Origin of the sequence: Pseudomonas sp. B21-040 (genome assembly GCF_024748695.1) — a bacterium.
In the GTDB taxonomy this organism is placed as follows: domain Bacteria; phylum Pseudomonadota; class Gammaproteobacteria; order Pseudomonadales; family Pseudomonadaceae; genus Aquipseudomonas.
This window is the reverse complement of sequence record NZ_CP087176.1, coordinates 5,497,746-5,522,895: the sequence shown is the minus strand read 5'-3', so window position 1 is coordinate 5,522,895 and position 25,150 is coordinate 5,497,746. Positions and strand designations below refer to the sequence as shown.

Sequence of the window (25,150 nt, the reverse complement as noted above, 5' to 3'; positions counted from 1 at the left end):
GAGAGGGAAAATGTTCGAACTCGTAGACAACATCCCCGCAAGCCCGGTTATTAAAGTTATCGGTGTTGGCGGTGGCGGCGGAAACGCCGTGAATCATATGGTCAAGAGCAACATTGAAGGCGTTGAATTCATCTGCGCCAACACTGATGCCCAGGCGCTGAAATCCATCGGCGCGCGGACCATCCTGCAACTGGGTACCGGCGTGACCAAAGGTCTGGGCGCTGGCGCCAACCCTGAAGTAGGTCGTCAGGCCGCTCTCGAAGACCGTGAGCGCATTGCCGAAGTCCTGCAGGGCACCAACATGGTGTTCATCACCACTGGCATGGGCGGCGGTACCGGTACCGGTGCTGCGCCAATCATTGCTGAAGTGGCCAAGGAAATGGGGATCCTCACCGTTGCGGTGGTGACCCGTCCGTTCCCGTTCGAAGGTCGCAAGCGCATGCAGATCGCCGACGAAGGCATCCGCCTGCTGTCGGAAAGCGTTGACTCGCTGATCACCATTCCGAACGAGAAACTGCTGACCATCCTTGGCAAGGACGCAAGCCTGCTGTCCGCATTCGCCAAGGCTGACGATGTGCTGGCCGGTGCCGTTCGCGGTATCTCTGACATCATCAAGCGCCCGGGCATGATCAACGTCGACTTTGCCGACGTGCGCACCGTGATGAGCGAAATGGGCATGGCGATGATGGGCACTGGCTGCGCCAGCGGTCCGAACCGTGCACGCGAGGCCACCGAAGCGGCCATTCGCAACCCGTTGCTCGAAGACGTGAACCTGCAAGGTGCACGCGGCATCCTGGTGAACATCACCGCCGGTCCTGACCTGTCCCTGGGTGAGTACTCCGACGTGGGTAGCATCATCGAAGCCTTCGCTTCCGAGCACGCGATGGTCAAGGTCGGTACCGTTATCGATCCGGACATGCGCGACGAGCTGCACGTGACTGTGGTTGCCACAGGTCTGGGCGCAAAAATCGAGAAGCCTGTGAAGGTCATCGACAACACCGTTCACACCTCGATGGCCGCGCAGCCGCAACAATCGGCGCCCGCTCGTCAGGATCAACCGGCGGTAAACTACCGTGACCTGGACCGTCCGACCGTCATGCGCAACCAGGCTCAGGCCGGTGCTGCGACTGCCGCGAAGATGAATCCGCAAGATGATCTGGACTACCTGGACATCCCGGCTTTCCTGCGTCGTCAGGCTGATTGATGGAATGTATCAGGGCTATGAAGTTGATTGGTGTTCAGCAAAGGTCTGGTCTGCTATTATCGCCAGCCTTTGTTGATACCAGTTCGCAATTTGCGCTGAAGCGGCCCAAGCCATGATTAAACAACGCACACTGAAAAATATTATCCGTGCCACAGGTGTAGGCCTGCACTCCGGGGAAAAGGTTTACCTGACCCTCAAGCCCGCGCCTATCGACACCGGCATTGTGTTTTGTCGTGCTGACCTCGATCCTGTGGTGCAGATTCCTGCTCGCGCAGAAAACGTTGGCGAAACCACTATGTCGACCACACTGGTTAACGGTGACGTCAAAGTGGACACGGTGGAGCACTTGCTCTCGGCCATGGCTGGCCTGGGCATCGATAACGCCTACGTCGAGCTCTCCGCGTCCGAAGTACCGATCATGGATGGTAGCGCCGGACCTTTCGTATTCCTGATTCAGTCGGCCGGCCTGGAAGAACAGGACGCAGCCAAGAAGTTCATCCGGATCCTGCGTGAAGTGACAGTGGAAGATGGCGACAAGCGCGCCACTTTCGTCCCTTTCGAAGGTTTCAAAGTGAGCTTCGAGATCGATTTCGATCACCCGGTTTTCCGTGACCGCACACAAAGTGCAAGCGTGGATTTTTCCAGCACTTCGTTCGTAAAAGAAGTCAGCCGCGCCCGTACCTTTGGTTTCATGAGTGACATCGAGTACCTGCGCAAGCACAACCTCGCACTCGGCGGCAGCGTTGAAAACGCTATTGTGGTCGACGCGGATGGTGTACTGAACGAAGACGGCCTTCGCTATGAAGACGAATTCGTGAAGCACAAGATCCTCGATGCAATTGGTGACCTCTACCTGCTGGGCAATAGCCTGATTGGTGAGTTCAAGGGCTTCAAGTCCGGACATGCATTGAACAACCAGCTGCTGCGCAAGTTGATTGAGCAGACAGATGCTTGGGAAGTCGTGACTTTCGAAGACGCCAGCACTGCACCGATCTCTTACATGCGTCCAGTCGCGGCCGTGTAAGCAAAAAACCTCTCTAGTTTTTAAAGGCTACCTTCGGGTGGCCTTTTTTTATGCCCTTGGGAAAGTAATGCGATGTTCGTTCCGGCCTCATCGCGGGCAAGCCCGGCTCCCACAGGTTATTTGGAGAGGCACAGATTTAGGTCCGACGCATTACTTGTGGGAGCCGGGCTTGCCCGCGATGAGGCCCTCCGCTGCAACGCAGGATTCACTGCGAAGCCACCACCCGATTTCGCCCACCTTCCTTGGCCTGATACAGCGCCTTGTCTGCCACAAACAACAGTTGTTCCAGGCTGATTTCTTTTTCTGTCGTCCAGGTGCTGATTCCGATGCTGACAGTAATCGGTGTTTCATCGCCCGCCACCAATGGCATCTGCTCCACCGCCGTGCGTATTTTTTCAGCGATCTGCCGGGCCCCTGCAGTGTCCGTTTCCGGCAGGATCACCGAAAACTCCTCACCACCGTACCGCGCCACCAAATCACTTGGCCGTCGCACATTGGCGCAGATCACCTTGGCGACGGCCCGCAACGCATCGTCGCCGCCCTGGTGGCCATGTCGATCGTTGAACGCCTTGAAGTGGTCGGCGTCGATCATCATCACCGACAGCGGTTTTGCGGAGCGTTGCGCGCGAAACCACTCGTGACGCAGGGTTTGATCCAGGGTTCGACGGTTGGCGACACCGGTCAAGGCATCGGTGGCGGCCAGTAACGCCAGTTCCAGCTCGGCATGATGGCGCAGGCGAAGTTCGCGGCACAGCAGCCAGGTCAGCCAGAGCAGGCCGATACACAGGACGCCGGTGGCACCGCTGATCACCAGCGCAGTGCGCTTCCAGGTGGCGAACACTTCGTTGCCGGAGAGCGCGACGATGACCGTCAATGGCAGGTTGCCGACCCTGGAAAAGGTGTACAGGCGTTGTAGGTGATCGACGCTCGACACACTGTCAAAGCTGCCCGCGCCCTCACGCAGGATGCGCACGATATTGGGCCGACCGGCAAAGTTCTTGCCGATGGGGTCGTTGATCAGATGGGGCTTTTGCGCCAGCAGAATGCCGTCGTCATTGATGATGCTCAGGGTGCTGTCGTTGCCGATGTCCAGGCTGTTGAATAACTGTTCGAAGTACGCGAGGCGCATCGACGCCACGGCAACACCTAGAAACTCGCCCGTGGACGAGGAGATACGCCGACTGAAGCTGATCCGCCATTCCTCGCTGTCGTCGCAGTCGCAGCGCGGTTTGAACGGGCGGCTGATGAACATGCCGGTGTCGCGGTTAAACGCATGGGCGAGGAAATAGTCGCGGTCCGCGAAGTTACCGGGCTTGGGCTCGATCAGCGATGAATCGGCAATGACTTCGCCGTGCTGGTCCAGCAACAGAATGTCGCCCTTGAAGCGCGCCGTGGTGGAGCGATCAAACAGCACCATGTGACGAATCTGCGGCGAAACCTGTTTCAGGTCTTCGCGTTGCGAGGCGGCAATCAGGCCTTGCAGGGTCAAGTCGTAGAGCTCGACGGTGCGCAGCACGTCAGCGTCGATCAACTGCGCAATGGTGGTCGCACTGCGGGTGGCGGATTGTTGGGCGTTGGCGTGTTCGCGGATCAGCAGAAAGGCAACGATGCTGAGAATCGCGATCACCGTCAGCAAGCTGCCAAGCATCACCATGAGCTCAGGCCGACCGGTCTTGCCTGAAAGGTATTGGGGGTGGCTCACTGGCATGGGGCTGATGTCTGTTTGAGGCGCATAAAAAAGGCCAGCAAAACGCGCTGGCCTTTACTTATTCAAGCTTAGAAGACATTGAGCGGGAACGCACTTGCGCTAGCCCCCAATGAAAAAAAACCGCTGATAGCAGCGGCTTTGAAGACAACTTTTCAAAGGGAAGAGCCGATGAAAAGTGTCGAGGGAAACAGAATCGTTCGATGAGTCAGCTGTCTTTCTCAACCCGCGGCTGGGTCGCAGAAGTGGACGCTTGAGGGGTTTGCGCGGCGTCTTCAGCCTTGGCCGTCATTTCGCTCTGATACTGATCGTAGGCGGCGGCACGTGCGGCATTTTGCGTGACGAACGTCTGCGACTCTTCCGCGATTGCGAACGGAGACAGAAACAATGAGGACAAAACGAAAGCGCTGGCAGTACCCGTAATGTTGGACATCTTTTAAACCTTCTTGCTTGGCAAGTGCTGTTTGGTGCGGGCAAAGATAAGGATCCTGGCCGACGGGAAACAGAGCCAATTCAAGAAAGGACTATTGCGCCTGAAGCAACAGTAAGAACACCAACGCCGCCTCTGTAGCAGCTGGCGAAGCCTGCGTCCGGCTGCGCAGCAGTCGTAAAATCAGACGATGCGGTGTTTCAGAAAGACCGCAAACGCAGACTTTACGACTGCTACGCAGCCGGACGCAGGCTTCGCCAGCTGCTACAGGACCGTGCGAGGATTAAACGGGAAGGTGAATGCCGAAGGTATTCATGCCCTGATCACTGCGCACAAACACATCACCGCCATGCATCAATGCAATCGCCTTGACGATCGCCAGCCCCAGGCCGTGATTGTTGCCACTGTTGCTGCGCGAGGCATCCACCCGATAAAAACGCTCGAACAAGCGCTGCAAATGCTCGCTGGCAATCGGTGCACCCGGGTTTGCCACGCCGATGCTCACCTGGTGCTCTTCGACCTCGATCCGCACCTGAATCACCTGCCCAGGTTCGGTGTGTTGCACCGCGTTGCTCAGCAAGTTAATCAACGCCCGGCGCAGATGCGCGATCTCGATTCGCACCTGCGCATCACCGCTGACCTGCACCTGAACCTGCGCATCTTCAAGAATGAAATCCAGATACTCCAGCGTCGTCGCCACTTCATTGGCGAGCGAGGTGGACGTCAGTTTGGTGGCCTTGCTGCCCTGATCGGCACTGGCGAGGAACAACATGTCGTTGATGATCGAGCGCAGGCGTTCCAGCTCTTCGAGGTTCGATTGCAGCACTTCGAAATAGTGTTCGGCAGAGCGTCCGCGTGTGAGCGCCACTTGGGTCTGCCCGATCAGGTTGGTCAGCGGCGAGCGTAGTTCATGAGCCACGTCGGCATTGAACGACTCCAGCCGCGAGTAAGCCTGCTCTACCCGTTCCAGCGTGGAGTTGAATGAATTGACGAACTGATTCAACTCTGGCGGCAGCGACGATAATCGCAGCCGTCCGGAACGCAGCGGCGGTGCCAGGCGCTGGGCTTCCTGAGACAGCTTGATCAGTGGCTTGAGGCCAATGCGTGCGACCCAATAGCCCAATGCAGACGCCAGCAACACCCCGACAATCGCCAGGCTGATCAGGGCGATCAGCAGGTGATGTTGCGTCTGGTAAAAGGTCTCGGTGTCGATGCCGATCATGAAGCGCAGCGGCGGGCGTTGATCCTTGGCCGGGAACTGGCTCACCAGTACTTTCAGCGGGTAGGGATGGTCCGGCAGCTGCAAGTCACGCATGCCCAGCGGCCCTTCGGCAAAGGCGCGGATTTGCGGTGTCGGGCTGCCGTATTCGTAGTGCGGATCACCGCTGGTAATCCAGAAACTGATGCGCTTGTCTTCCTCGCCCAGCAACTTGAGTTTGTTGTTGATCTTCACCCAATGTTCGGGCGTGCCGTAACGGCCAACGGTGGATTCGAGCACGCTGTAGCGCGCGTCCAGTTCGGCTTCGGGCAGCAATCCCAAGCCCTTGTCGACCTGCTGGTACAAGGCCCAGCCGATCAACAAAAACACCAACAGCGCCACCAGCGTGAACATCCCGCTCAAGCGCAATGCGATGCTGTTACTGGACACCACGGCTCTCCAGCACATAACCCATGCCACGAATCGTGTGCAGCAATTTCTCGTCGAAGGGGCCATCGAGTTTGGCCCGCAGGCGCTTGATCGCGACCTCGACGACGTTGGCGTCGCTGTCGAAATTGATGTCCCAGACCATCTCGGCAATCGCTGTTTTCGAGAGGATTTCACCTTGCCGGCGGGCCAGCACACTGAGCAGCGAAAACTCCTTGGCCGTCAGATCAAGGCGAGTACCGGCGCGGGTGGCCTTGCGGCTGATCAAATCAATCCACAGGTCGGCGATACTCACTTGCACCGGTTCGTGGCCGCCGCTGCGGCGGGTCAGCGCTTGCAGCCGTGCCACCAGTTCAAGGAACGAAAACGGTTTGCCGAGGTAATCGTCGGCGCCGTCGCGCAGGCCCTTGATGCGGTCTTCGACGCGCTCGCGGGCGGTGAGCATGATCACCGGGGTTTGCTTGCGTGCACGCAATGCACGTAGCACGCCGAAGCCGTCCAGGCCCGGCAGCATGACGTCGAGGACGATCACCGCGTAGTCGCTTTCCAGCGCCAGGTGCAGGCCCTCGACGCCGTCGCGCGCCAGGTCCACGGTGTAACCCTGTTCCGTCAGGCCGCGGTGTAAATAATCCGCGGTTTTTTCTTCGTCTTCGATAATCAGAACGCGCATGACCCCGCCTCAGTCTGTGGTCGCCAACGCCGGTACCGGCGAAGGTTTGGGCCTGTGGAAAAGCCGCTCAAGCCACAAGTATATGACCGGAGTGGTGAACAGCGTCAGCGCCTGGCTGACCAGCAAACCGCCCACGACCGCGATTCCCAGCGGCTGGCGCAGTTCGGCGCCGGTGCCGTAGCCGAGCATCAGCGGCAGTGCGCCGAGCAGGGCGGCGAGGGTGGTCATGATGATCGGCCGGAACCGCGTGATACAGGCCTGAAAGATCGCCTCTTCCGGTGGTAAACCACGGTTGCGCTGGGCATCAAGTGCAAAATCGATCATCAGGATGCCGTTTTTCTTGACGATACCGATCAGCAGCACCAGCCCGATCAGCGCCATGATCGAAAAGTCCTGGCCGCAAATCCACAGCATGATCACCGCCCCGAGCCCCGCCGAAGGCAGCGTCGAAATGATGGTCAGCGGGTGAACGAAGCTCTCGTAGAGCACGCCCAGAATGATGTACACCGCAACCAGCGCCGCCAGAATCAGCCACGGCTGGCTGGCCAGCGAACTCTGGAACGCCTGCGCCGCGCCCTGGAAATTACCGCTCATGGCCGCCGGCATGCCGATGTCGACCTTGGCCTGGTTGAGCATGATCACCGCATCGCCCAACGCCACGCCGGGCGCGAGGTTGAACGACAAGTTAGCGGCCGGGAACATGCCGTCGTGGGCGATGGACAGCGGGCCGACCGTGGGGGCGTCAAATTTGGCCAGTGCCGACAGCGGCACCATTTCTCCGCTCAGGGGCGAGCGCAAGTAGAAATAGTTCAGGCTTTCCGCCTTGCCGCGTTGCTGGGTGTCGAGTTCCAGAATCACGTTGTACTGGTTGATCTGGGTCTGGAATTCATTGACCTGACGCTGACCAAATGCATCGTAAAGCGCTTCGTCGACATCACTGGCGGTCAGGCCGAAGCGCGCCGCCGCGCTGCGGTCGATGCTGATGTGGGTGATGCTGCCGCCCAGTTGCAGGTCGTTGGAAATGTCGCGAAACGCAGGGTTGCCGCGCAGCTTTTCCGTCAGGCGTTGGGTCCAGGTGCTGAGGGTCGCGCCGTCATTGCTCTTGAGTACGTATTGGTACTGGGCGCGGCTCGGGCCGGAGCTGAGGTTGATGTCTTGCCCGGCTCGCAGGTACAGCACGATGCCCGGGACCTTCATCAGTTTCGGGCGAATCCGGTCGATGAACTGGCTGGCCGAGACATCGCGGTCGCTGCGTTTTTTCAGGGAGATCCAGAAGCGACCGTTGGCGATGGTCTGGTTACTGCCCGATACGCCGACCGAGTGGGAAAACGCCGCGACGGCGGGGTCCGCCGCGACGATTTCGGCCATTGCCAGGTGTTTTTTCACCATGTCGCCGTAGGAAATATCGGCGGCGGCTTCGGTCGTACCGAGGACAAAACCGGTGTCCTGCACCGGGAAGAACCCTTTCGGAATGAAGATGTAACCGGCGATGGCCAGGCAGAGGGAAAGGCCAAACACACCGATCATCAACTTTTGATGGGCGAGGGCGCGGCGTAGCAGTTTTTCATAGCCGGCCATCAAGCGTTCGCCGAACGTCGGTTTGCTGTGGGCGTGGTGCACCGGCGCACGCATGAACAGCGCGGCCAGGGTGGGCGCCAGCGTCAGCGACACCACCACCGAAATCATGATGGTCGAGGTGGCCGTCAGGGCGAATTCCTTGAATAACCGCCCGACCACGCCGCCCATGAACAGCAGCGGAATGAATGCCGCCACCAGCGAGAAACTGATCGAGACCACGGTAAACCCAATCTCGCCGGCGCCCTTGATCGCCGCCTCGCGCATGCTGTCGCCGGCCTCAAGGTGCCGGTGAATATTCTCCACCACCACAATCGCGTCGTCGACTACAAACCCCACGGCCACCACGATGGCCACCAGCGTCAGGTTGTTCAGGCTGAAGCCCATGATGTACATCAGCGCGAAACTGGCGATCAGCGAAACGCCCAGTACCGCGGACACGATCAGCGTCGCCGACCACTGGCGCAGGAACAGCGCCATCACCGCCACCACCAGCATGATCGCGATCAGCAGGGTGATTTCCACTTCATGCAGCGAGGCGCGGATAGTCTGGGTGCGGTCGACCAGTACCTTGACCTGCACCGAGGCGGGGAGCATGGCTTCCAGAGCCGGCAACGCGGCTTGAATGCGATCCACGGTCTCGACAATGTTCGCGCCCGGTTGCCGGGAAATCACCAGGTTCACCCCCGGCCTGTCGCCGGCCCAGGCCTGAACGTAGGCATCTTCCGAGCCGTTGACGACTTTGGCGACATCCCTCAGATGAACCGGGGCGCCGTCCTTGTAGGAAACGATGAGTTGGCTGTATTCCTCGGGGTGAAATAGCTGGTCGTTGGTCGACAGGGTCGAAATGCTCGATTCGCCGTACAGCGCACCTTTGGCCAGGTTGAGGCTGGTGCTCTGGATCGCCAGGCGAATGTCCGCGAGGGTCAGGCCAATGGCCGCCAGTTTGTCCGCCGACGCTTGAACCCGGATAGCCGGACGTTGCTGGCCGGTAATGTTGATTTGGCCTACGCCATCGATCTGACTGATCTGACGGGAGAGCAGGGTTTCCACCAGATCACTGAGCTCGGTGCCGGGCATTTGGGTGGAGTTGACGCTGAGGATCAGCACTGGGCTGTCGGCGGGATTGACCTTGCGCCAGGTTGGCAGCGTGGGCATGTCCTTGGGCAGTTTGCCGGCGGCGGTGTTGATCGCGGCCTGGACTTCCTGGGCGGCGGTGTCGATGCTTTTGTCGAGGGTGAACTGCAGGGTCAGGTTGGTCGACCCCAAGGCGCTGCTCGACGTCATTTGCGTCACGCCGGGGATGGCGCTGAATTGCACTTCAAGCGGCGTGGCCACCGACGAGGCCATGGTTTCCGGGCTGGCGCCGGGCAATTGCGCGGCCACCTGGATAGTCGGGAATTCCGCTTCCGGCAGCGGCGCAATCGGCAGGCGCGGGAAGGCGATGGCGCCGAGCAGCACCAGAGCAAAGGTCAGCAGGATAGTGGCGACCGGATGATCGATGCACCAGGCCGAGACTGAGCCGTGGCCCTTCATGGTTTCGACTCCGATTGCACCACTTGCGGCGGGTCGGTCAGCACTTGCACGGTTGAACCAGGCTTGAGCCGCGACTGGCCATCACTGACCAGCACATCGCCCTGTTTCACGCCTTTGATGATGTCCTGGCCGCTGCCTTGAGCGACGACCTGCACGTTGACGGCTTCAACTTTGTCACCGTTGACCCGGTACACGAAATGTTGATCGAGGCCCCGCTGTACGACGGTGGGCGGCACCACCAGCGCATCTTTCTCCAGGGCTGTCTGAATTTTTACCGTTACCAGCAGGCCGGGCCAGAGTTTCTGTCCGGGGTTGTTGAATTCGGCCTTGGCGCGGATGGTCCCGGTATTGGCGTTGATCTGGTTATCGATCAGGGTCAGGTGACCTTCGCCCAGCAGGTTGCCGGTTTCACCGTCGGTGTCGGCGCCGATGTAGGCTTTCACTTGTGCGCGTTGTGGGTCGCCGATCAGCCCTTGCAGGGTCGGCAGCATTTGCTGCGGCAAGGAGAACTCGACGGCGATCGGGTCGATCTGGGTCACGGTGAACAGACCTTGGGCGTCGGTCATGCGCAGGAAGTTGCCTTCATCCACCGTACGAATACCGACGCGCCCGGTGACCGGGGAGCGAATCTGTGTGTAGGAGAGTTGCACCTGAGCGGCGTCGATTGACGCCTGATTGCCTTGCGCCGTGGCCTTGAGCTGATTGACCAGCGCTTGTTGCTGGTCGTAGGTCTGCTTGGAAACCCCATCGTCGACCGTCAGTAATTTGTACCGCTTGAGGTTGACCTGTGCGACTTCCAATTGAGCCTGGCTTTCACCCAGTTGCGCACGGGTCTGATCGAGGCTGGCGCGGATCGAGCGGTCGTCGATGGTCGCGAGCAAGTCCCCTTTGTTCACCAGTTGGCCTTCCTTGACCAGGATTTTGGTGAGGATGCCGTCAATTTGCGGACGCACCACAACGCTGTGCAAGGACAGCACCGAACCGATGCCGCTGACATAACGTGGGACGTCTTTTTCAACAACGTTGACCACGCGCACCGGGATGGCCGCAGGCGCAGCGAGCTTCGCCGTGGCGGGCTTGACGACATACCAGGTGCCCCACGCGGCCAAAGCAATAAGCAGACCGGCGATCAAGGCGGTTTTTTTCTGAATTTGCATGCGAGTGGGGCGCCGGGCTAAGGGATAGGGGGAGTTTTCAGGTTTATACCCTCCTTTATAACCCTGTCAGCCCGTCAGGAGGGTGACTGCTAACTGACGGCGCTGTCAGTTTGGGAGGGATCTTGATTTTGCTTGCATGGCGTTCGGTCAGGTTGACCGCGTTATCGTTCATCGCGAGCAAGCTCGGCTCCTACAGATACGTTGGGTCCTTGTGGGAGCCGGGCTTGCCCGCGATGGCGGCAGTTCAGTCAACACAAAACCCGACGGACTCGCTCGCGGCGTGAAGCTTGCAGCTCTCGACACAGGTATACTGCCGCCTTTCGCGGCTCGCTGACCGGGCCCGACTCTATGTGCACCACCCGGAGCTTTCATGACTTCCCCGACACAACCGCCGGTTGCCGACGCTTTGAGCGACGACCAGGCAGACCTGCCAGACAGCGTCGACTCCAGCGCAGACAGCGAAACCAAAGCCGCGATCCCGGCATTCAAGTTCCCGTTCAAACCGGGTGAATTGGCCGCCGCCAAGAACGCCAACCAGCCTTGGTACAAGAATGGCGCGAAGAATGGGCATACCAAGACGCCAGGCGCAGCACCTCCGGGCACGCGTCGTTCGATGGGTAAGCGTTGACCCTCGGTTATGTTTTCTGCTGGAAAGAAATCTGTCTGATGCCGAGACAGTTCCCACAAGGATGAGCGACTTGTCCTCTGGGAAGGTTGGTGACCCTTCGTCGAAGATTCGTTTCCAAGAATTCTCGACGAAGCCACTGAAATGCCTCTGCTAAAAACGCTCACCGTCCTGTCGCTGGTGCTCCTGACCACCGGTTGTGTGTCTTCTAAACCTGACCCACAGATCCGTTTTGGGGTCGAAGCCCTGGTTCCGCCATTTGAAAGCCGTAATGAAAATGGCGAACTGGTCGGGTTGAACATCGATTTGGGCAACGCCTTGTGTGCCGAACTCAATGCCCGCTGTGTCTGGATCGACCAGGCTTACGCCACCAATATCGCTGCCCTTGAAGCCAGGCGTTTCGACGTCATCATGCCGATGACCGCTACGGCGGCGCGACGTGAGCGGATCGACTTCACCGAGAACCTTTACCCGTTGAGCAGCCGACTGGTGGCGCGTCAAGGTTCCGGTTTGCAACCGTCGGTGGTCTCGCTCAAAGGCAAGCGCGTCGGTGTTCTGGCGGGCACCAGCCGCGAGACGTTCGCCAAAACCCGTTGGGCTGAGGCCGGGGTGACGGTGCGCAGTTTCAATTTGAATGATCAACTGATTGCCAGTTTGCAGGCGGGCGAAATCGACGCAACCCTGCAGGACACGATCGAAATTACCCACGCATTTTTGAGCCAGCCTCAAGGACAGGCATTCGACTTTGCCGGTCCTGTGCTCGACGATCCTATGTTGGGCAGCGGTGTGGCAATGGGGGTGCGCAATAACGACACCGCGTTGCGCGATAACCTGAATACTGGCCTTGAGCGTCTCAAGCGAAATGGCCAGTACCAGGCGATAACCCAGCGTTACTTGCCCCCCGTGACTACCGATGCACCCCGTTACTTTCCTAATGAAGAAGGCCTGCCATTTTCCGATGCGGTGCAGGTGGGGCACACGGTTTACCTGTCCGGGGTGATCGGCCTCGGAGCTGATGGCAAATTGGTCAAGGGCGGCATCGGACCGCAAACGACCCAGGCCATGGAGAACTTGCGTGCGGCATTGCAAGGCAATGGTTCATCCCTGGTCCAAGTGGCCAAATGCACGGTCATCCTGGCTGACATCAAGGATTTTTCCGCCATGAGTACTGTGTATCGCAGTTACTTCCCGGGGGACCGTTTGCCGGCTCGTACGACGTTTGCCGGCCAGTTGGTTGCGGGTGCGAAAGTAGAAGTGGAATGCCTGGCGGTCACGGCCCGCTAGTTCTATCGGTGACGGGCCATTGTGCAATGGAGTTGTGCGGTGGCTCCGACGTCTGGAGCCGGGCCTCTCAAGCCGCCCGCAACGAAATAAACGCGTAGTTCACCGGCGCTTCGGTCACCAGTTGCGCACCTGCCGCCTGCACTTGCCCGGCAATTTCATCTCCCGACACATGAAACACCCAGTCAGCCCCTGACGCTGCCAACGGTTGTGCTGTTACGTGGTCGATGACATTGGCAAATGCCGTCATGTCTGGCAGATAGGCCGTAAATCCATCGCCCTTCAGCGCTGTCGTGCGAATGCCCAATAACGCGCAAATCGCGTCCTTGGCCTGGACATCATCACGATCCGCCTGGCGCGAACGCAGGATCAGCTCTTTCAGTTCCTGATCGACCATTTCGCCGTCGATGATCAAGTCCGGGCCTTGTTCCCACGACTCGGGCGGGCAGTCCTTGGTCGCCGTGTCCAGCATGATGTGTGGGTTGATTTCCGCCGGGTAGATGCGGCACACCAGCGGTCGGCGTTGGTAAATGCGGCACAGGTTGTCTTCGTCAAGATTCCGGCAGGGACCGACGTTGTAGGCGGCAAAGGTGATCGCCACATAGGCCTCGGACGCGCCGCTTCGAACCACCACCGAACGGCGTTCGGCATGTTCGCGTTGCTGCGCCGGCAGGCCCAGGCCGTTCCCCAGGAAACCCTCGACGAGCACGATCACCTGACCGCCATCGGCCGCCCACATCCGGGCTTCCGCCAGCGTCAGCGGGACGTGGTGGTCATTGCAGCACTTGCCGCAACCTACGCAGGAAAACGTTGTGTTCATGGATTACCGGACCGCCTGTTAACGCATGAAGTGGCGACAGAATGTCGCCGCAGCGCTCGGTCTTGAAGCAAGTTGTACGCCACTCACTGGGCCTTGGCAGTCGGACGGATCGAGTCCCATTCGGTCACGTAGGCGGTTTTGGTCTTTTTGTTGTAGAGGCACAGTTCAGTGCCTTGCTGGCCTTTCATGTGTTTTTGCGGGTATTGGCCTTGCAGCAGGAGGGCGGTGTAGTCGACCCGATCATCGAATTGCGCAGGGTTGCCGACGGGCTTGGCATTTTTCAGGCTGCTGGCCTTGGTGCAACGGGTGAGTACCGCTTTGTCGTAGGCTGCCCAGGCGTCGGGGCTGGAAGCCTGGGCCTGGGAGGCGAGGGCGCTGAGGCAGAGGAAGGTCAGGCTGACGGCTTTCATGTTCGGGCATCCTTGGGGGTGATTGACCAAGGTCTGAGTCTGTCACATCGGGACAGGTTCCCGGCGAACCACAACCATCCCGGCACTTTCATACAAACGCTGCGCTCGAAGGTTGTCTTCCAATACCTTCAGGTCGACAAAACCCTCGCGGCGTTGCTGAAACACATTGAACGCGTGCAGCAATAAAGTGCGGCCAAGCCCTTGGCCTTGTGCTCGCGGATGCACGACAAGGTTCTTGATGAAGGCGCTGGTCCAGCACTGGCACACGCCAACGACACCGTCGGCATCCAGCGCAATGAAACACAAGGAGGGATCGTATTCGGGATCGGTTTCAAACCGCTGTTGCCACAGTTCCAGCGCTGGCACGCGGCCGCCACCTTCGAGATAACCCTGTTCCATCAAGCGATGAACGGCTTCGGCCAATTCAGGCCGGTAGGGGCTGAGGACTATCCCTTGAGGCCAGGTAATCGGCGGCACACCTTGCGCGAGGTTGCGCCGCATCAAAAAGCAAAAGCCCTCGGCCACCTGTTAATGACCTTGTTCAGCGACAGCCTTGGCTGCCTCGATCAGGCATTTGGTCAGCTCTGGCGAAGAGAATTTGGTCAGCACGGCGTTAGCTCCGGCCAAACGCGCTTTTTCGCTGTTCATCGCACTGTCCAAAGACGTGTGCAACAGCACATACAGGTGCGAGAAGTCCGGCGTTTCGCGCAGGGTGCGGGTGAAGGCGTAGCCGTCCATTTCCGACATTTCGATGTCCGAGACGATCAGGTTGATCTGCGAAGCGGTGCCTTGCAGGTCGAGCAGGCAGTCGATGGCTTCCTTGGCGCTGCGGGCGGTGTGGCATTGCAGGCCGAGGTTGCGCAGGGTGTGCACCGATTGTTGCAGGGCAACCTGGCTGTCATCGACCACCAGAATGCGGGCGTTGCCCAAGACTTCGGCGTCTTCCATGCTCAGCTCGGTCGGGGCCGATTCGATTTGCGCCGGAGCGATGCCGTGGATGACTTTTTCGATGTCCAGCACTTGCACCAGCGTACCGTCGACCGAGGTCACGCCGGTGATGTACGAGCGCACGCCGCCGGAACCAAAGGGCGGTGGGCGGATATCGGTGGTCAGGCAATGGACGATCTTGCTCACGGCCTGAACATGCAGGCCCTGCTTGGAGCGGCTGACGTCGGTGACGATCAGGCAGCCACCGTTCGGATCTTCCAGCGGGCGCTCGCCAATGGCACGGCTCAGGTCGATCACCGACAACGAGGCGCCGCGCAGGGTGGCGATGCCTTTAACGTGGGGATGCGACTCCGGCAGCCGGGTCAGCGGCGGGCAAGGGATGATTTCACTGACTTTCAGCAGGTTGATCGCCATCAGCTTGCCGCTGCGCAACGTGAACAGCAAAAGCGAAAGTGAATCTGCGCGGGCTTTATTGGTGGACATAAAAACCTTCTGTGGAAAAGGTGATGGGCGATTGCGGGATCGCCCACAACTACCGATATCGGGTTATCGACTTGTAGCGGGCAGGCTTTAGGGGCTTTGCGTCGCACATCGGTGAATGCATTCTTTGTAGCAGCTGCCGAGCCTGCGAGGCTGCGTCCGGTTGCGAAGCAGCCGTAAACCCTGAATCCCGGATGTATCAGATACAACGCAGCCGATGGATTGGCGAGGACTGCGTCTTCGAACGCAGCCTCGCAGGCTCGGCAGCTGCTACAGGGACCGAGTTATTTCATCCCCAACCGCTTGGCCATGCGCCCAAGATTCGCCCGGTCCAGGCCTAGCTCACGGGCCGCGCTGGCCCAGTTGTCTTGGTGCCGCTCCAGGCAACTACTGATCAATTGCCGTTGATAGTTCTCGGTGGCTTCACGCAAATCGCCAGACACCAGCACCACAGGGTTGGCCACCGGTTGCTCGGTGATAGCCTCGACACTGCCAGTGGGCAAGTCCAGGTCCGCTGCACTCAAACTGAGAATCTTCGGGCGATCCTTGCAGTTGCCCAGCGCTTTGAGTGAGCTTCGACCAATCAAATGCTCCAGCTCACGCACATTCCCTGGCCAGTTGTACGCCAGCAATGCGGTCTGCGCGTCGCTGCTCAAACGCAGGCTGTTGAGGCCCATGCGCGAGCGATTTTGCTCAAGAAAGTAGCCACTGAGCAGCAACACGTCCCGCCCGCGATCGCGCAGCGCCGGTACCAGCAAGGGGTAAACGCTCAAACGGTGGTAGAAGTCGGCACGGTAGCGACCGTTGCGCACTTCTTCGGCCAGGTCGCGGTTGGTGGCCGCGATCAGCCGCACATCCACCTGGTGTTCCTTGTCCGAGCCCAGGCGCTGCAACTGACCGCTTTGGAGCACTCGCAACAGCTTGGCTTGCACTGTCAGTGACAATTCACCGACTTCATCGAGAAACAGCGTGCCGCCATTGGCCAGCTCAAACTTGCCGCGACGATCACTTGTTGCGCCAGTAAAGGCGCCCCGCACGTGACCGAACAATTCGCTCTCGACCAATGTGTCCGGTAGCGCCGCGCAGTTGAGGCTGATGATGGGTTTGTCGGCTCGTGCAGAGGCGGCGTGAATCGCCTGCGCCACCAGTTCCTTGCCGACGCCGGTTTCGCCGGTGATCAACACGGTCAGGTCACTGCCGCCCACCAGATTGATTTCTTCCACCAGACGCTTGTGGGCCTTGCTCTGGCCGATCATCTCGCGGTCCTGCTGACCACTGGCTTGACGGTAAACCTCGGCGCGCTGGTGTTCGTCTTCGGCGCGATTGGCCAGGCGCTCGATGCGCTCGGCAGCGTTGACCGTGGCCGCAGCGAGGCTGGCAAAGGCTTGCAGGGCGTCCAGTTCGATGGGTTCAAACTGTTCCGGATCGAGGGCATCGAGGGTCAGCAAACCCCATGGGCGCTCGTCGATAAACAGCGGGCATCCCATGCAGTCGTGGACTTCCAGATGATCATCGAGGCCTTCGACCAGCCCGTCGTAAGGGTCCGGCAGGCCGCTGTCGGCGGCAAAGCGGGTGGGGCCGTGGCTGCTGAGCAATGCCTCGAAGCGCGGGTGTTCGCTGACTTTGAAGCGTCGCCCCAGGGTGTCGGTACTCAACCCGTCGACGGCCAAGGGCACCAGCCAATCGCCATCAAGGCGCAGCAGGGCTGCGGCATCGCAAGGGAGCAAGGCGCGCATGGCTTCGAGCAGGCGGCGATAACGCTCGCCTTCGGGCAATTCGCGAGACAGGTCGGAGACCAGGGGCAGCAGGGCGGTGAGCAAGGATTTTGCAGTCATAGTGACTCCATGTAGTCGGGATGACTATAAGGTAGTGTGTGTCGATATGACTACTGTGTTTTTAAGTTGTTGTTTTATAAGGTTTATAGTTTTGGCATGGAAACTGAAAGGTCTAAGGAAACTCACACAAAGATCCGGAGTCGCCTTAATGCTTAGCGTCCAAGACCGTGCCATTGTCAAATCCACCGTGCCGCTGCTGGAAAGCGGGGGCGAAGCGCTGATTACCCACTTCTACCGCATGATGCTCTCGGAATACCCTGAGGTCCGCCCGCTGTTCAACCAGGCCCACCAGGCCAGCGGTGATCAACCGCGCGCGCTGGCCAACGGTGTGTTGATGTACGCGCGGCACATCGACCAGCTCGACCAGTTGGGTGACCTGGTGGCCAAGATCATCAACAAGCACGTGGCCCTGCAAATCCTGCCGGAACACTACCCCATTGTCGGATCCTGCCTGTTGCGCGCCATCGCCGAAGTGCTGGGCGAAGAAATCGCCACCCCTGAAGTGATTGCTGCCTGGGGTGCCGCGTATGGCCAACTCGCCGACATTTTGATCGGCGCTGAAACCAGCATCTACGACCAGAAAGAACAGGCCCCTGGCGGATGGCGCGGGGCGCGGGATTTCATCGTGACGGCCAAGGTCGAGGAAAGCGCTGAAATCACCTCGTTCTACTTCGAACCTGCCGACAAAGGCCCGATTCTTGTGGCGGAGCCTGGCCAGTACATCGGCATGAAACTGATCCTCGACGGCGAAGAGATCCGTCGCAATTACTCGCTGTCGGCACTGGCGAACAACGGTCAGTACCGCATCAGCGTCAAGCGTGAAACCGGTGGGCGCGCGTCAAACCACTTGCACGATCAGTTGCATGTCGGTGCGAGCATCGAGCTGTTTCCGCCGTCGGGCGAATTCACCCTGGCCGCCAGTGACAAACCGCTGGTGCTGATCAGTGGCGGTGTCGGCATCACGCCAACGCTGGCAATGCTCGAAGCCGCGCTGGCCACCGAGCGCCCGGTGCATTTCATCCACTGCGCGCGCAACGGCAGCGTGCACGCCTTCCGTGACTGGATCGATGGTCTGGCCGAGCGTCATCCGCAACTCAAGCGCTTCTATTGCTACGCCGAAGATGACGGCGTCAGCGCCGCTGCGCACAAGGTCGGGTTGTTGAGTCAGGAGCAACTGGGCGAGTGGTTGCCCGAACAGCGTGACCTGGATGCTTACTTCCTTGGGCCTAAAGGCTTCATGGCCGCGATCAAGCGTCACCTCAAGGCCTTGGGTGTACCGCAGCAGCAAAGCCGCTACGAGTTCTTTGGCCCGGCCTCGGCGCTGGAGTAACTGGTCAGGGCGACTCGGGAGACCGAGTCGCCTTCATCTCGGGTAAGCCCGCTCCCACAGGTTTTGTGTCGTTCGAGAGATTGCGGGCAAGCACAATTCCTGTGGGAGCGGGCCGCGATTGGCCGCACTGCGGTTCCGAACCGTACAAATCCTTTAAAAGTTAATCCCTCCTTAACCGCTTTATCGTTTATTCCCCCGAATCCACCGGCACGCGGCAGGCTCTCAAACGACGGAGCCTGCGTGTAGACTGGCGGCAACTGATATCAAAAAGGGAAACGCGATGAGCGAGGAATCGATGCGGTTGGGACGCGAACGGCGTTATCTGGTGTTACTGGGCATCATCTGCCTGGCGCTGATCGGCGGCGCGCTGTACATGCAAATTGTGTTGGGCGAGGCGCCATGCCCGCTGTGCATCCTCCAGCGTTATGCGTTGTTGTTTATCGCGGTGTTCGCCTTCATCGGTGCGGCGATGCGCACCCGTCGCAGCATTACCGTGTTCGAGACGCTGGTGGTCATCAGTGCCATTGCAGGCGTCGCGGTCGCCGGGCATCACGTCTACACCCAGTTCTATCCTGCGGTCAGTTGCGGCATCGACGTGCTGCAACCGATTGTCGATGGTTTGCCACTGGCGAAGATCTTCCCGCTGGGCTTCCAGGTCGATGGCTTCTGCTCCACGCCGTACCCGCCGATCCTCGGCCTGTCGCTGGCGCAATGGGCGCTGGTGGCGTTCGTGTTGATCGTGGTGCTGGTGCCGTTGCTCACTTCACGTAACCGTAAAACGCTGCGCTGAGGCAGTTCGCTTCACCGCTGCGTCATCCAAAAAAAACGCCCCGGTCCTCGTTAAGAGGGCCGGGGCGTTTTGCATTTCTGACGGTTGGTAGAAAGACCTTGATGCACGACAAGAAGGGGTGCGACACGTGTGCGACATGTTGTCACATCGGCAGTGTCGCAAGGCATTTCAAAAGGATTAATTGGCATAAGGTCTGGCAACAAAATTGGACTGCCCGGATGCTGATTCAATTCGCCCGGAAAGTGATGAGGCAGGCAGTTTTAACAAGTGCTGGCGAATTGCCGGAGCCCTTGTCACGTGGGGGCTTTGGCAATCTCGGGAGAGGGTGTAGGGGGCTCGAAGCTGTCTGAACTGCGGGAGATAGACCTACTAATTTTGGTGTTTTTGTTGAGAATCAATTTCGATAACATGCCCGACTTTTACGAAATACGTTAATGATTGTTGCTGGAATGGATAAAAATTATTTCGGGATGAGACATGGTTTATGAATCGTTACATATCTACAATCGCCCGCACTGAATTCCCGGCACTGCTCACCCTTAATCAGGTGCTTGAGCAGAAAGAAGGGCGTCGAGAGGCCTGAAGGCTTCATGCGACTCCCCGGTGTCGGAGCCTTCCAACTATCCGCACCAAATGGAATTGGTCTGTAACAAGGCCTTTGACCACGAATTCGAATAAGAACTTACCGCTGGCCCAGGATTTGTCGAGCAGCGTCTGACGCGCGACGGGCAGCCCTTATTCAATCCAAGAAAAATGCCAACCCTTGGCAGGGTGAAGTGTTGGCGATCAAAACCCAACTGCATTGCGCAAGCTGCTTTAGAGGTCGTGAGATGAGTAAAAACAGGTACCCCAGACTACTAGGCTTATTGCCGCTGATTGGCACGTTGTTGCTGTCAGGCTGCAACATGACCTTGCTCGATCCCAAGGGCCAGGTGGGCCTGGATGAGCGAAACCTGATCATCACCGCAACGCTGCTGATGCTTCTTGTCGTGGTACCGGTCATCGTCATGACCTTCCTGTTCGCCTGGAAATATCGCGCCTCCAACACCGACGCCGTATACACGCCGAAGTGGTCGCACTCCACCAAGATTGAAATCGCGGTGTGGGCCATTCCAGTGCTGATCATCATTGCCCTGGGTTATGTCACCTACAAGTCGACCCACGCACTGGACCCGTACAAACCACTGGAATCCGACGTCAAGCCGGTCACCATTCAAGTGGTCTCGATGGACTGGAAGTGGCTGTTCATCTACCCGGAACAAGGCATTGCCACGGTCAACAAGATCGTCTTCCCGGCCAACACGCCAATCAATTTCCAGATCACCTCCGACACCGTGATGAACTCGTTCTTCATTCCGGGCCTGGGCGGCCAGATCTACGCGATGGCGGGCATGCAGACCAAACTGCACCTGATCGCCAACCAGAACGCTGAATTCGACGGTATCTCCGCCAACTACAGCGGCGCGGGTTTCACCGGCATGAAGTTCAAAGCAATCGCCACCTCTCAGGCTGATTTCGATGCCTGGGTCAGTGATGTCAAGAAGGCACCTAAACAGCTTGAAAAAGCTGAATACGAAGCCCTTTCCAAACCAAGCCAGAACAATCCAGTAGAGCTCTACTCCTCGTTCACGCCGAACCTGTTCCAGACCATCGTCGACAAGTACGAAGGCATGAAACCGGGTCCGAAAGTGGACCACGAGAAGAAAGAGAAAGAAGTGGCCCAGATGGAAGGGATGGACATGAGTTCGCATTCAGCTGCCGGGGCAGAGGAGTAAACGATGTTTGGTAAATTAAGTTGGGAAGCGGTCCCGTTCCACGAGCCGATCGTGATGGTGACCATCGCCATGATCGCGCTCGGCGGTCTGGGCGTGTTCGCTGCAATCACCTATTTCAAGAAGTGGACCTACCTGTGGTCCGAGTGGCTGACATCGGTCGACCACAAGAAAATCGGCGTGATGTACATCGTCGTGGCCATGATCATGCTGCTGCGTGGTTTTGCCGACGCCATCATGATGCGTTCCCAGCTGGCCCTGGCCACTGAAGGTTCGCCTGGCTACCTGCCACCTGAACACTATGACCAGATCTTCACCGCTCACGGTGTGATCATGATCATCTTCATGGCGATGCCATTCTTCACCGGCCTGATGAACCTTGCAGTGCCGCTGCAGATCGGCGCCCGTGACGTTGCCTACCCGTTCCTGAACTCCCTGAGCTTCTGGCTGCTGGTCTCCGGCGTTGTGCTGGTTAACGTGTCCCTGGGTGTCGGCGAATTCGCCCGTACCGGTTGGGTTGCGTATCCACCGCTGTCGGAACTGGGCTACAGCCCTGGCGTGGGTGTGGACTACTACATCTGGGCGCTACAGCTATCCGGGCTAGGTACGACGCTGACCGGGGTCAACTTCCTGGCCACCGTGCTGAAAATGCGTACCCCGGGCATGAAAATGATGGACATGCCGATCTTCACCTGGACCTGCACCTGGGCCAACGTACTGATCGTCGCTTCCTTCCCGATCCTGACCGCTACCCTGGCACTGCTGACGCTTGACCGTTACATGGATTTCCACATTTTCACCAATGAACTTGGTGGCAATCCGATGATGTACGTCAACCTGTTCTGGGCCTGGGGTCACCCCGAGGTTTACATCCTGATTCTGCCGGCATTCGGGATCTTCTCCGAAGTCATCTCGGCGTTCTCCGGCAAGAAGCTGTTCGGTCACCACTCGATGATCTACGCCTCGGGCGCGATCTCGATCCTGGGCTTCATGGTTTGGCTGCACCACTTCTTCACCATGGGTTCGGGTGCCAGCGTCAACGCCTTCTTCGGTCTGGCGACGATGCTGATTTCCATCCCGACGGGTGTGAAGCTATTCAACTGGCTGTTCACCATCTACCAGGGCCGTCTGCGCATGACCAGCCAGGTGCTGTGGACCCTGGGCTTCATGGTGACCTTCGCCATCGGCGGCATGACCGGCGTGCTGCTGGCCATTCCGGGTGCTGACTTCGTTCTGCACAACAGCCTGTTCGTTATTGCTCACTTCCATAACGTGATCATCGGCGGCGCAGTATTCGGCTACATCGCAGGCTTCGGCTTCTACTTCCCTAAAGCGTTCGGCTTCAAGCTGCACGAAGGTTGGGGCAAGGCAGCGTTCTGGTTCTGGATCTCGGGCTTCTTCGTCGCGTTCATGCCGCTCTATGTATTGGGCTTCATGGGCATGACCCGTCGTCTGAACAGCACCACCAACCCTGAGTGGACGCCTTACCTGCACGTTGCAATGTTTGGCGCGATCCTGATCGCTGTCGGTATTGCCTGCCAGTTGATCCAGCTGTACGTCAGTGTCCGTGACCGTAACAAGCCGGAAAACATGTGCGAACACGGTGACCCGTGGAATGCCCACACGCTGGAATGGTCGACTTCGTCGCCACCACCGTTCTACAACTTTGCCGTTCTGCCGAAAGCCGACTGCATCGACCCGTTCACCGAGGCCAAGGAAAACGGTACTGCGTACAAGGCCCCGGCCAAGTACGAGCCGATCCACATGCCAAACAACACCGCGACCGGCCTGGTCATGGGTGCTCTGTTGACCGTGTTCGGTTTCGCGATGATCTGGCACATCTGGTGGATGGCCATCTTCGGCCTCGCCGGTACCGTGATCTACTTCGTTATCCATGCTGCCCGTGATGACCAGGGCTATATGGTGCCGGTCGACGTGATCGAGCGCACCGAAGCCGAGCAGCACAAGCGTCTGGTAGCCGCCGGGAAAATCCCGGCCACTGCCACCCGTGTTGAAACCTCGTTGGAACAGGCTTAAACCATGTCGAACTTAGTGACCAATGCTGGACACACCCATGTCGATGGACATGGGCACGATGACCATCACCACGACTCGGGCGAGATGACCGTATTCGGTTTCTGGCTCTACCTGATGACCGACTGCATCTTGTTTGCGTCGATCTTCGCGGTGTACGCGGTACTGGTTAACAACGTAGCGGGTGGCCCGTCGGGCCACGACATCTTCGAGCTGCCATACGTGCTGGGCGAAACCGCCTGCCTGTTGCTCAGCTCGATCACCTACGGCTTCGCCATGCTGGCGTTGTTCAAAGGCAACAAGAAGGCGGTACTGGGCTGGTTGGCCATCACCTTCCTGTTCGGCCTGGGCTTCATCGGCATGGAGATCAACGAGTTCCACATGCTGATCTCCGAAGGCTACGGTCCTAACCGCAGCGGCTTCCTGTCCGGGTTCTTCACCCTGGTCGGCACCCACGGTCTGCACGTGACCAGCGGTCTGATCTGGATGGCGATCATGATGTATCAGGTCCAGAAAAAAGGCCTGACGTCGACCAACAAAACCCGTCTGAGCTGCCTGAGCCTGTTCTGGCACTTCCTGGACGTGGTGTGGATCTGCGTATTCACCGTTGTTTACCTGATGGGGACCCTGTAATGGCTAACGCAGCTCACTCACACAATGGCCACGACAGTCACGACGACAGCCACGGCAGCGTCAAGTCGTACGCCATCGGCTTCATCCTGTCGGTGATCCTGACGATCATTCCTTTCGGCCTGGTGATGTACCCGTCGCTGCCGAAAGCCATGACCCTGTGGATCGTACTGGTCTTCGCAGTTATCCAGGTGCTTGTTCACCTGGTGTACTTCCTCCACCTGGACCGCTCCGCTGCCCAGCGTAACAACGTGATCGCGTTTGTTTTCGCCGCATTGGTAATCGTTCTGTTGGTTGGCTTGTCGCTGTGGATCATGTTCAGCATCCACACCGTCATGATGGCGCACTGAGGAAAGTCCGGATGTCCTTTAAGCACTTTATCCAAATCACCAAACCGGGGATCATTTTCGGTAACGTGCTTTCTGTGGCGGGCGGATTTTTCCTGGCCTCGAAAGGGCATGTCGATCTGGCCATTTTCCTGGCCGCCATGATCGGCACGTCCCTGGTGGTGGCTTCGGGTTGCGTGTTCAACAACTGCATCGACCGCGACATCGACCTGAAGATGGAACGCACCAAGAACCGGGTGCTGGTCCAGGGCTTGATCTCCCTGAAACTGGCCCTGGCCTTTGCGACCGTCCTGGGTGTTGCCGGCGTCGCATTGTTGTACAAGGTGGCGAACCCGTTGGCCGCGCTGTTCGCGGTGATCGGTTTCATCATCTACGTCGGCTTCTACAGCCTGTACCTCAAGCGCAAGTCGGTTCACGGCACGCTGGTGGGCAGTCTGTCGGGCGCCATGCCGCCGGTGATTGGCTACGTCGCTGTGACCAACAGCTTCGACATGGCCGCACTGACCCTGCTGGTGATGTTCAGCCTGTGGCAGATGCCGCATTCCTACGCCATCGCGATCTTCCGCTTCAACGATTACCTGGCCGCATCGATTCCGGTGCTGCCAGTGAAGCGCGGGATCCAGGTGGCCAAGAAGCACATCCTGATCTACATCCTGGCCTTCCTCGTGGCGACCTTGATGCTGACCTTCAGCGGCTACGCCGGCATGAGCTACCTCGCCGTCGCCGCGGCCATGGGCATGTACTGGTTGTACATGGCCTGGACCGGCTACAAGGCAGTGGATGACACGGTCTGGGCACGCAAGCTGTTCGTGTTCTCGATCTTCACCATTACCGCGTTGAGCGTGATGATGTCCCTGGACTTCAAAGTGCCGACCGAGTTGCTGCTGACGTACGCGCCTTAA

The 25,150-nt window shown here is 58.8% G+C and carries 22 protein-coding genes; 11 read left to right on the top strand and 11 right to left on the bottom strand.

What is annotated here, in order from left to right:
* Positions 1–10: 10 nt before the first annotated feature.
* Together ftsZ and lpxC are read left to right on the top strand one after the other, a co-directional pair.
* The gene (gene ftsZ / locus LOY55_RS25250) at positions 11–1,204 is read left to right on the top strand and encodes a cell division protein FtsZ (protein WP_046026689.1); all 1,194 of its coding nucleotides are present in this window, start codon (positions 11–13) and stop codon (positions 1,202–1,204) included.
* A gap of 112 nt (positions 1,205–1,316) precedes the next feature.
* Complete coding sequence (gene lpxC / locus LOY55_RS25245; RefSeq protein WP_008060300.1) at positions 1,317–2,228, top strand: UDP-3-O-acyl-N-acetylglucosamine deacetylase; 912 nt, start codon at positions 1,317–1,319, stop codon at positions 2,226–2,228.
* 205 nt (positions 2,229–2,433) lie between these two features.
* Here the strand turns inward: lpxC and LOY55_RS25240 are convergent, their stop codons facing one another.
* The 6 genes from LOY55_RS25240 to LOY55_RS25215 all read right to left on the bottom strand — a co-directional run bounded on the left by LOY55_RS25240 (position 2,434) and on the right by LOY55_RS25215 (position 10,946).
* Positions 2,434–3,882: a sensor domain-containing diguanylate cyclase gene (locus LOY55_RS25240; protein WP_223523234.1), complete on the bottom strand. Its 1,449-nt coding sequence runs from the start codon at positions 3,880–3,882 to the stop codon at positions 2,434–2,436.
* A 259-nt stretch (positions 3,883–4,141) separates the two neighbouring features.
* A complete protein-coding gene (locus LOY55_RS25235; protein ID WP_046026687.1) occupies positions 4,142–4,366 on the bottom strand; it encodes a hypothetical protein in 225 nt (74 codons plus the stop codon).
* Positions 4,367–4,646: 280 nt separating this feature from the next.
* A complete protein-coding gene (locus tag LOY55_RS25230; RefSeq protein ID WP_223523192.1) occupies positions 4,647–6,011 on the bottom strand; it encodes a heavy metal sensor histidine kinase in 1,365 nt (454 codons plus the stop codon).
* On the bottom strand, positions 6,001–6,678 hold the full coding sequence (locus tag LOY55_RS25225) for a heavy metal response regulator transcription factor (protein ID WP_007916978.1): 678 nt from the start codon (positions 6,676–6,678) through the stop codon (positions 6,001–6,003). The genes LOY55_RS25230 and LOY55_RS25225 overlap by 11 nt, the downstream gene beginning before the upstream one ends.
* 9 nt (positions 6,679–6,687) lie before the next feature.
* Complete coding sequence (locus LOY55_RS25220) at positions 6,688–9,789, bottom strand: multidrug efflux RND transporter permease subunit (protein ID WP_223523193.1); 3,102 nt, start codon at positions 9,787–9,789, stop codon at positions 6,688–6,690.
* A complete protein-coding gene (locus LOY55_RS25215) occupies positions 9,786–10,946 on the bottom strand; it encodes an efflux RND transporter periplasmic adaptor subunit (RefSeq protein WP_109787533.1) in 1,161 nt (386 codons plus the stop codon). The genes LOY55_RS25220 and LOY55_RS25215 overlap by 4 nt, the downstream gene beginning before the upstream one ends.
* 370 nt (positions 10,947–11,316) lie before the next feature.
* Between LOY55_RS25215 and LOY55_RS25210 the strand changes: the two genes are divergently transcribed.
* Together LOY55_RS25210 and LOY55_RS25205 are read left to right on the top strand one after the other, a co-directional pair.
* Positions 11,317–11,574 carry a hypothetical protein gene (locus LOY55_RS25210; protein WP_054045524.1) on the top strand — a complete coding sequence of 86 codons (258 nt, stop codon included), beginning with the start codon at positions 11,317–11,319 and terminating at the stop codon, positions 11,572–11,574.
* 141 nt (positions 11,575–11,715) lie between these two features.
* On the top strand, positions 11,716–12,855 hold the full coding sequence (locus LOY55_RS25205) for a transporter substrate-binding domain-containing protein (RefSeq protein WP_223523194.1): 1,140 nt from the start codon (positions 11,716–11,718) through the stop codon (positions 12,853–12,855).
* Positions 12,856–12,922: 67 nt separating this feature from the next.
* Here the strand turns inward: LOY55_RS25205 and LOY55_RS25200 are convergent, their stop codons facing one another.
* From LOY55_RS25200 to norR, 5 genes are all read right to left on the bottom strand, one after another.
* Entirely contained in the window at positions 12,923–13,672 is a 750-nt protein-coding gene (locus LOY55_RS25200; protein WP_223523196.1) for a YkgJ family cysteine cluster protein, read from the bottom strand.
* 83 nt (positions 13,673–13,755) lie between these two features.
* The gene (locus LOY55_RS25195; protein ID WP_109787536.1) at positions 13,756–14,082 is read right to left on the bottom strand and encodes a hypothetical protein; all 327 of its coding nucleotides are present in this window, start codon (positions 14,080–14,082) and stop codon (positions 13,756–13,758) included.
* A gap of 42 nt (positions 14,083–14,124) precedes the next feature.
* The gene (locus LOY55_RS25190) at positions 14,125–14,583 is read right to left on the bottom strand and encodes a GNAT family N-acetyltransferase (RefSeq protein WP_223523198.1); all 459 of its coding nucleotides are present in this window, start codon (positions 14,581–14,583) and stop codon (positions 14,125–14,127) included.
* 27 nt (positions 14,584–14,610) lie between these two features.
* Positions 14,611–15,513: a chemotaxis protein CheV gene (locus LOY55_RS25185; RefSeq protein WP_046026679.1), complete on the bottom strand. Its 903-nt coding sequence runs from the start codon at positions 15,511–15,513 to the stop codon at positions 14,611–14,613.
* Positions 15,514–15,794: 281 nt separating this feature from the next.
* A complete protein-coding gene (gene norR, locus LOY55_RS25180) occupies positions 15,795–17,345 on the bottom strand; it encodes a nitric oxide reductase transcriptional regulator NorR (RefSeq protein WP_223523200.1) in 1,551 nt (516 codons plus the stop codon).
* Positions 17,346–17,493: 148 nt separating this feature from the next.
* Between norR and hmpA the strand changes: the two genes are divergently transcribed.
* The 7 genes from hmpA (at position 17,494) to cyoE (ending at position 25,150) form a co-directional block, all read left to right on the top strand.
* On the top strand, positions 17,494–18,675 hold the full coding sequence (gene hmpA / locus LOY55_RS25175; RefSeq protein WP_046026677.1) for an NO-inducible flavohemoprotein: 1,182 nt from the start codon (positions 17,494–17,496) through the stop codon (positions 18,673–18,675).
* Between the two features lie 280 nt (positions 18,676–18,955).
* The gene (locus LOY55_RS25170) at positions 18,956–19,465 is read left to right on the top strand and encodes a disulfide bond formation protein B (RefSeq protein WP_046026676.1); all 510 of its coding nucleotides are present in this window, start codon (positions 18,956–18,958) and stop codon (positions 19,463–19,465) included.
* 830 nt (positions 19,466–20,295) lie between these two features.
* Positions 20,296–21,240 (top strand): ubiquinol oxidase subunit II, encoded by a 945-nt coding sequence (gene cyoA, locus LOY55_RS25165; protein ID WP_046026675.1) that lies wholly within the window; start codon positions 20,296–20,298, stop codon positions 21,238–21,240.
* Between the two features lie 3 nt (positions 21,241–21,243).
* The gene (gene cyoB, locus LOY55_RS25160; protein WP_046026674.1) at positions 21,244–23,274 is read left to right on the top strand and encodes a cytochrome o ubiquinol oxidase subunit I; all 2,031 of its coding nucleotides are present in this window, start codon (positions 21,244–21,246) and stop codon (positions 23,272–23,274) included.
* A 3-nt stretch (positions 23,275–23,277) separates the two neighbouring features.
* Positions 23,278–23,904 (top strand): cytochrome o ubiquinol oxidase subunit III, encoded by a 627-nt coding sequence (locus tag LOY55_RS25155; RefSeq protein ID WP_046026672.1) that lies wholly within the window; start codon positions 23,278–23,280, stop codon positions 23,902–23,904.
* Positions 23,904–24,251, top strand: coding sequence for a cytochrome o ubiquinol oxidase subunit IV (gene cyoD, locus LOY55_RS25150; RefSeq protein ID WP_046026671.1), 348 nt, complete (start codon positions 23,904–23,906; stop codon positions 24,249–24,251). The genes LOY55_RS25155 and cyoD overlap by 1 nt, the downstream gene beginning before the upstream one ends.
* Before the next feature lie 11 nt (positions 24,252–24,262).
* Positions 24,263–25,150: a heme o synthase gene (gene cyoE / locus LOY55_RS25145; protein WP_046026670.1), complete on the top strand. Its 888-nt coding sequence runs from the start codon at positions 24,263–24,265 to the stop codon at positions 25,148–25,150.

Coding starts and splice junctions, on each gene's coding strand:
- LOY55_RS25205 (WP_223523194.1), top strand. CDS start 11,716: ATGCCTCTGCTAAAAACGCTCACCGTCCTGTCGCTGGTGCTCCTGACC.
- LOY55_RS25190 (WP_223523198.1), bottom strand. CDS start 14,583: ATGCGGCGCAACCTCGCGCAAGGTGTGCCGCCGATTACCTGGCCTCAA.
- LOY55_RS25185 (WP_046026679.1), bottom strand. CDS start 15,513: ATGTCCACCAATAAAGCCCGCGCAGATTCACTTTCGCTTTTGCTGTTC.
- cyoD (WP_046026671.1), top strand. CDS start 23,904: ATGGCTAACGCAGCTCACTCACACAATGGCCACGACAGTCACGACGAC.
- cyoA (WP_046026675.1), top strand. CDS start 20,296: ATGAGTAAAAACAGGTACCCCAGACTACTAGGCTTATTGCCGCTGATT.
- LOY55_RS25170 (WP_046026676.1), top strand. CDS start 18,956: ATGAGCGAGGAATCGATGCGGTTGGGACGCGAACGGCGTTATCTGGTG.
- cyoE (WP_046026670.1), top strand. CDS start 24,263: ATGTCCTTTAAGCACTTTATCCAAATCACCAAACCGGGGATCATTTTC.
- LOY55_RS25225 (WP_007916978.1), bottom strand. CDS start 6,678: ATGCGCGTTCTGATTATCGAAGACGAAGAAAAAACCGCGGATTATTTA.
- LOY55_RS25240 (WP_223523234.1), bottom strand. CDS start 3,882: ATGGTGATGCTTGGCAGCTTGCTGACGGTGATCGCGATTCTCAGCATC.
- ftsZ (WP_046026689.1), top strand. CDS start 11: ATGTTCGAACTCGTAGACAACATCCCCGCAAGCCCGGTTATTAAAGTT.
- hmpA (WP_046026677.1), top strand. CDS start 17,494: ATGCTTAGCGTCCAAGACCGTGCCATTGTCAAATCCACCGTGCCGCTG.
- LOY55_RS25220 (WP_223523193.1), bottom strand. CDS start 9,789: ATGAAGGGCCACGGCTCAGTCTCGGCCTGGTGCATCGATCATCCGGTC.
- LOY55_RS25210 (WP_054045524.1), top strand. CDS start 11,317: ATGACTTCCCCGACACAACCGCCGGTTGCCGACGCTTTGAGCGACGAC.
- norR (WP_223523200.1), bottom strand. CDS start 17,345: ATGACTGCAAAATCCTTGCTCACCGCCCTGCTGCCCCTGGTCTCCGAC.
- LOY55_RS25215 (WP_109787533.1), bottom strand. CDS start 10,946: ATGCAAATTCAGAAAAAAACCGCCTTGATCGCCGGTCTGCTTATTGCT.
- LOY55_RS25235 (WP_046026687.1), bottom strand. CDS start 4,366: ATGTCCAACATTACGGGTACTGCCAGCGCTTTCGTTTTGTCCTCATTG.
- LOY55_RS25155 (WP_046026672.1), top strand. CDS start 23,278: ATGTCGAACTTAGTGACCAATGCTGGACACACCCATGTCGATGGACAT.
- LOY55_RS25200 (WP_223523196.1), bottom strand. CDS start 13,672: ATGAACACAACGTTTTCCTGCGTAGGTTGCGGCAAGTGCTGCAATGAC.
- cyoB (WP_046026674.1), top strand. CDS start 21,244: ATGTTTGGTAAATTAAGTTGGGAAGCGGTCCCGTTCCACGAGCCGATC.
- LOY55_RS25195 (WP_109787536.1), bottom strand. CDS start 14,082: ATGAAAGCCGTCAGCCTGACCTTCCTCTGCCTCAGCGCCCTCGCCTCC.
- lpxC (WP_008060300.1), top strand. CDS start 1,317: ATGATTAAACAACGCACACTGAAAAATATTATCCGTGCCACAGGTGTA.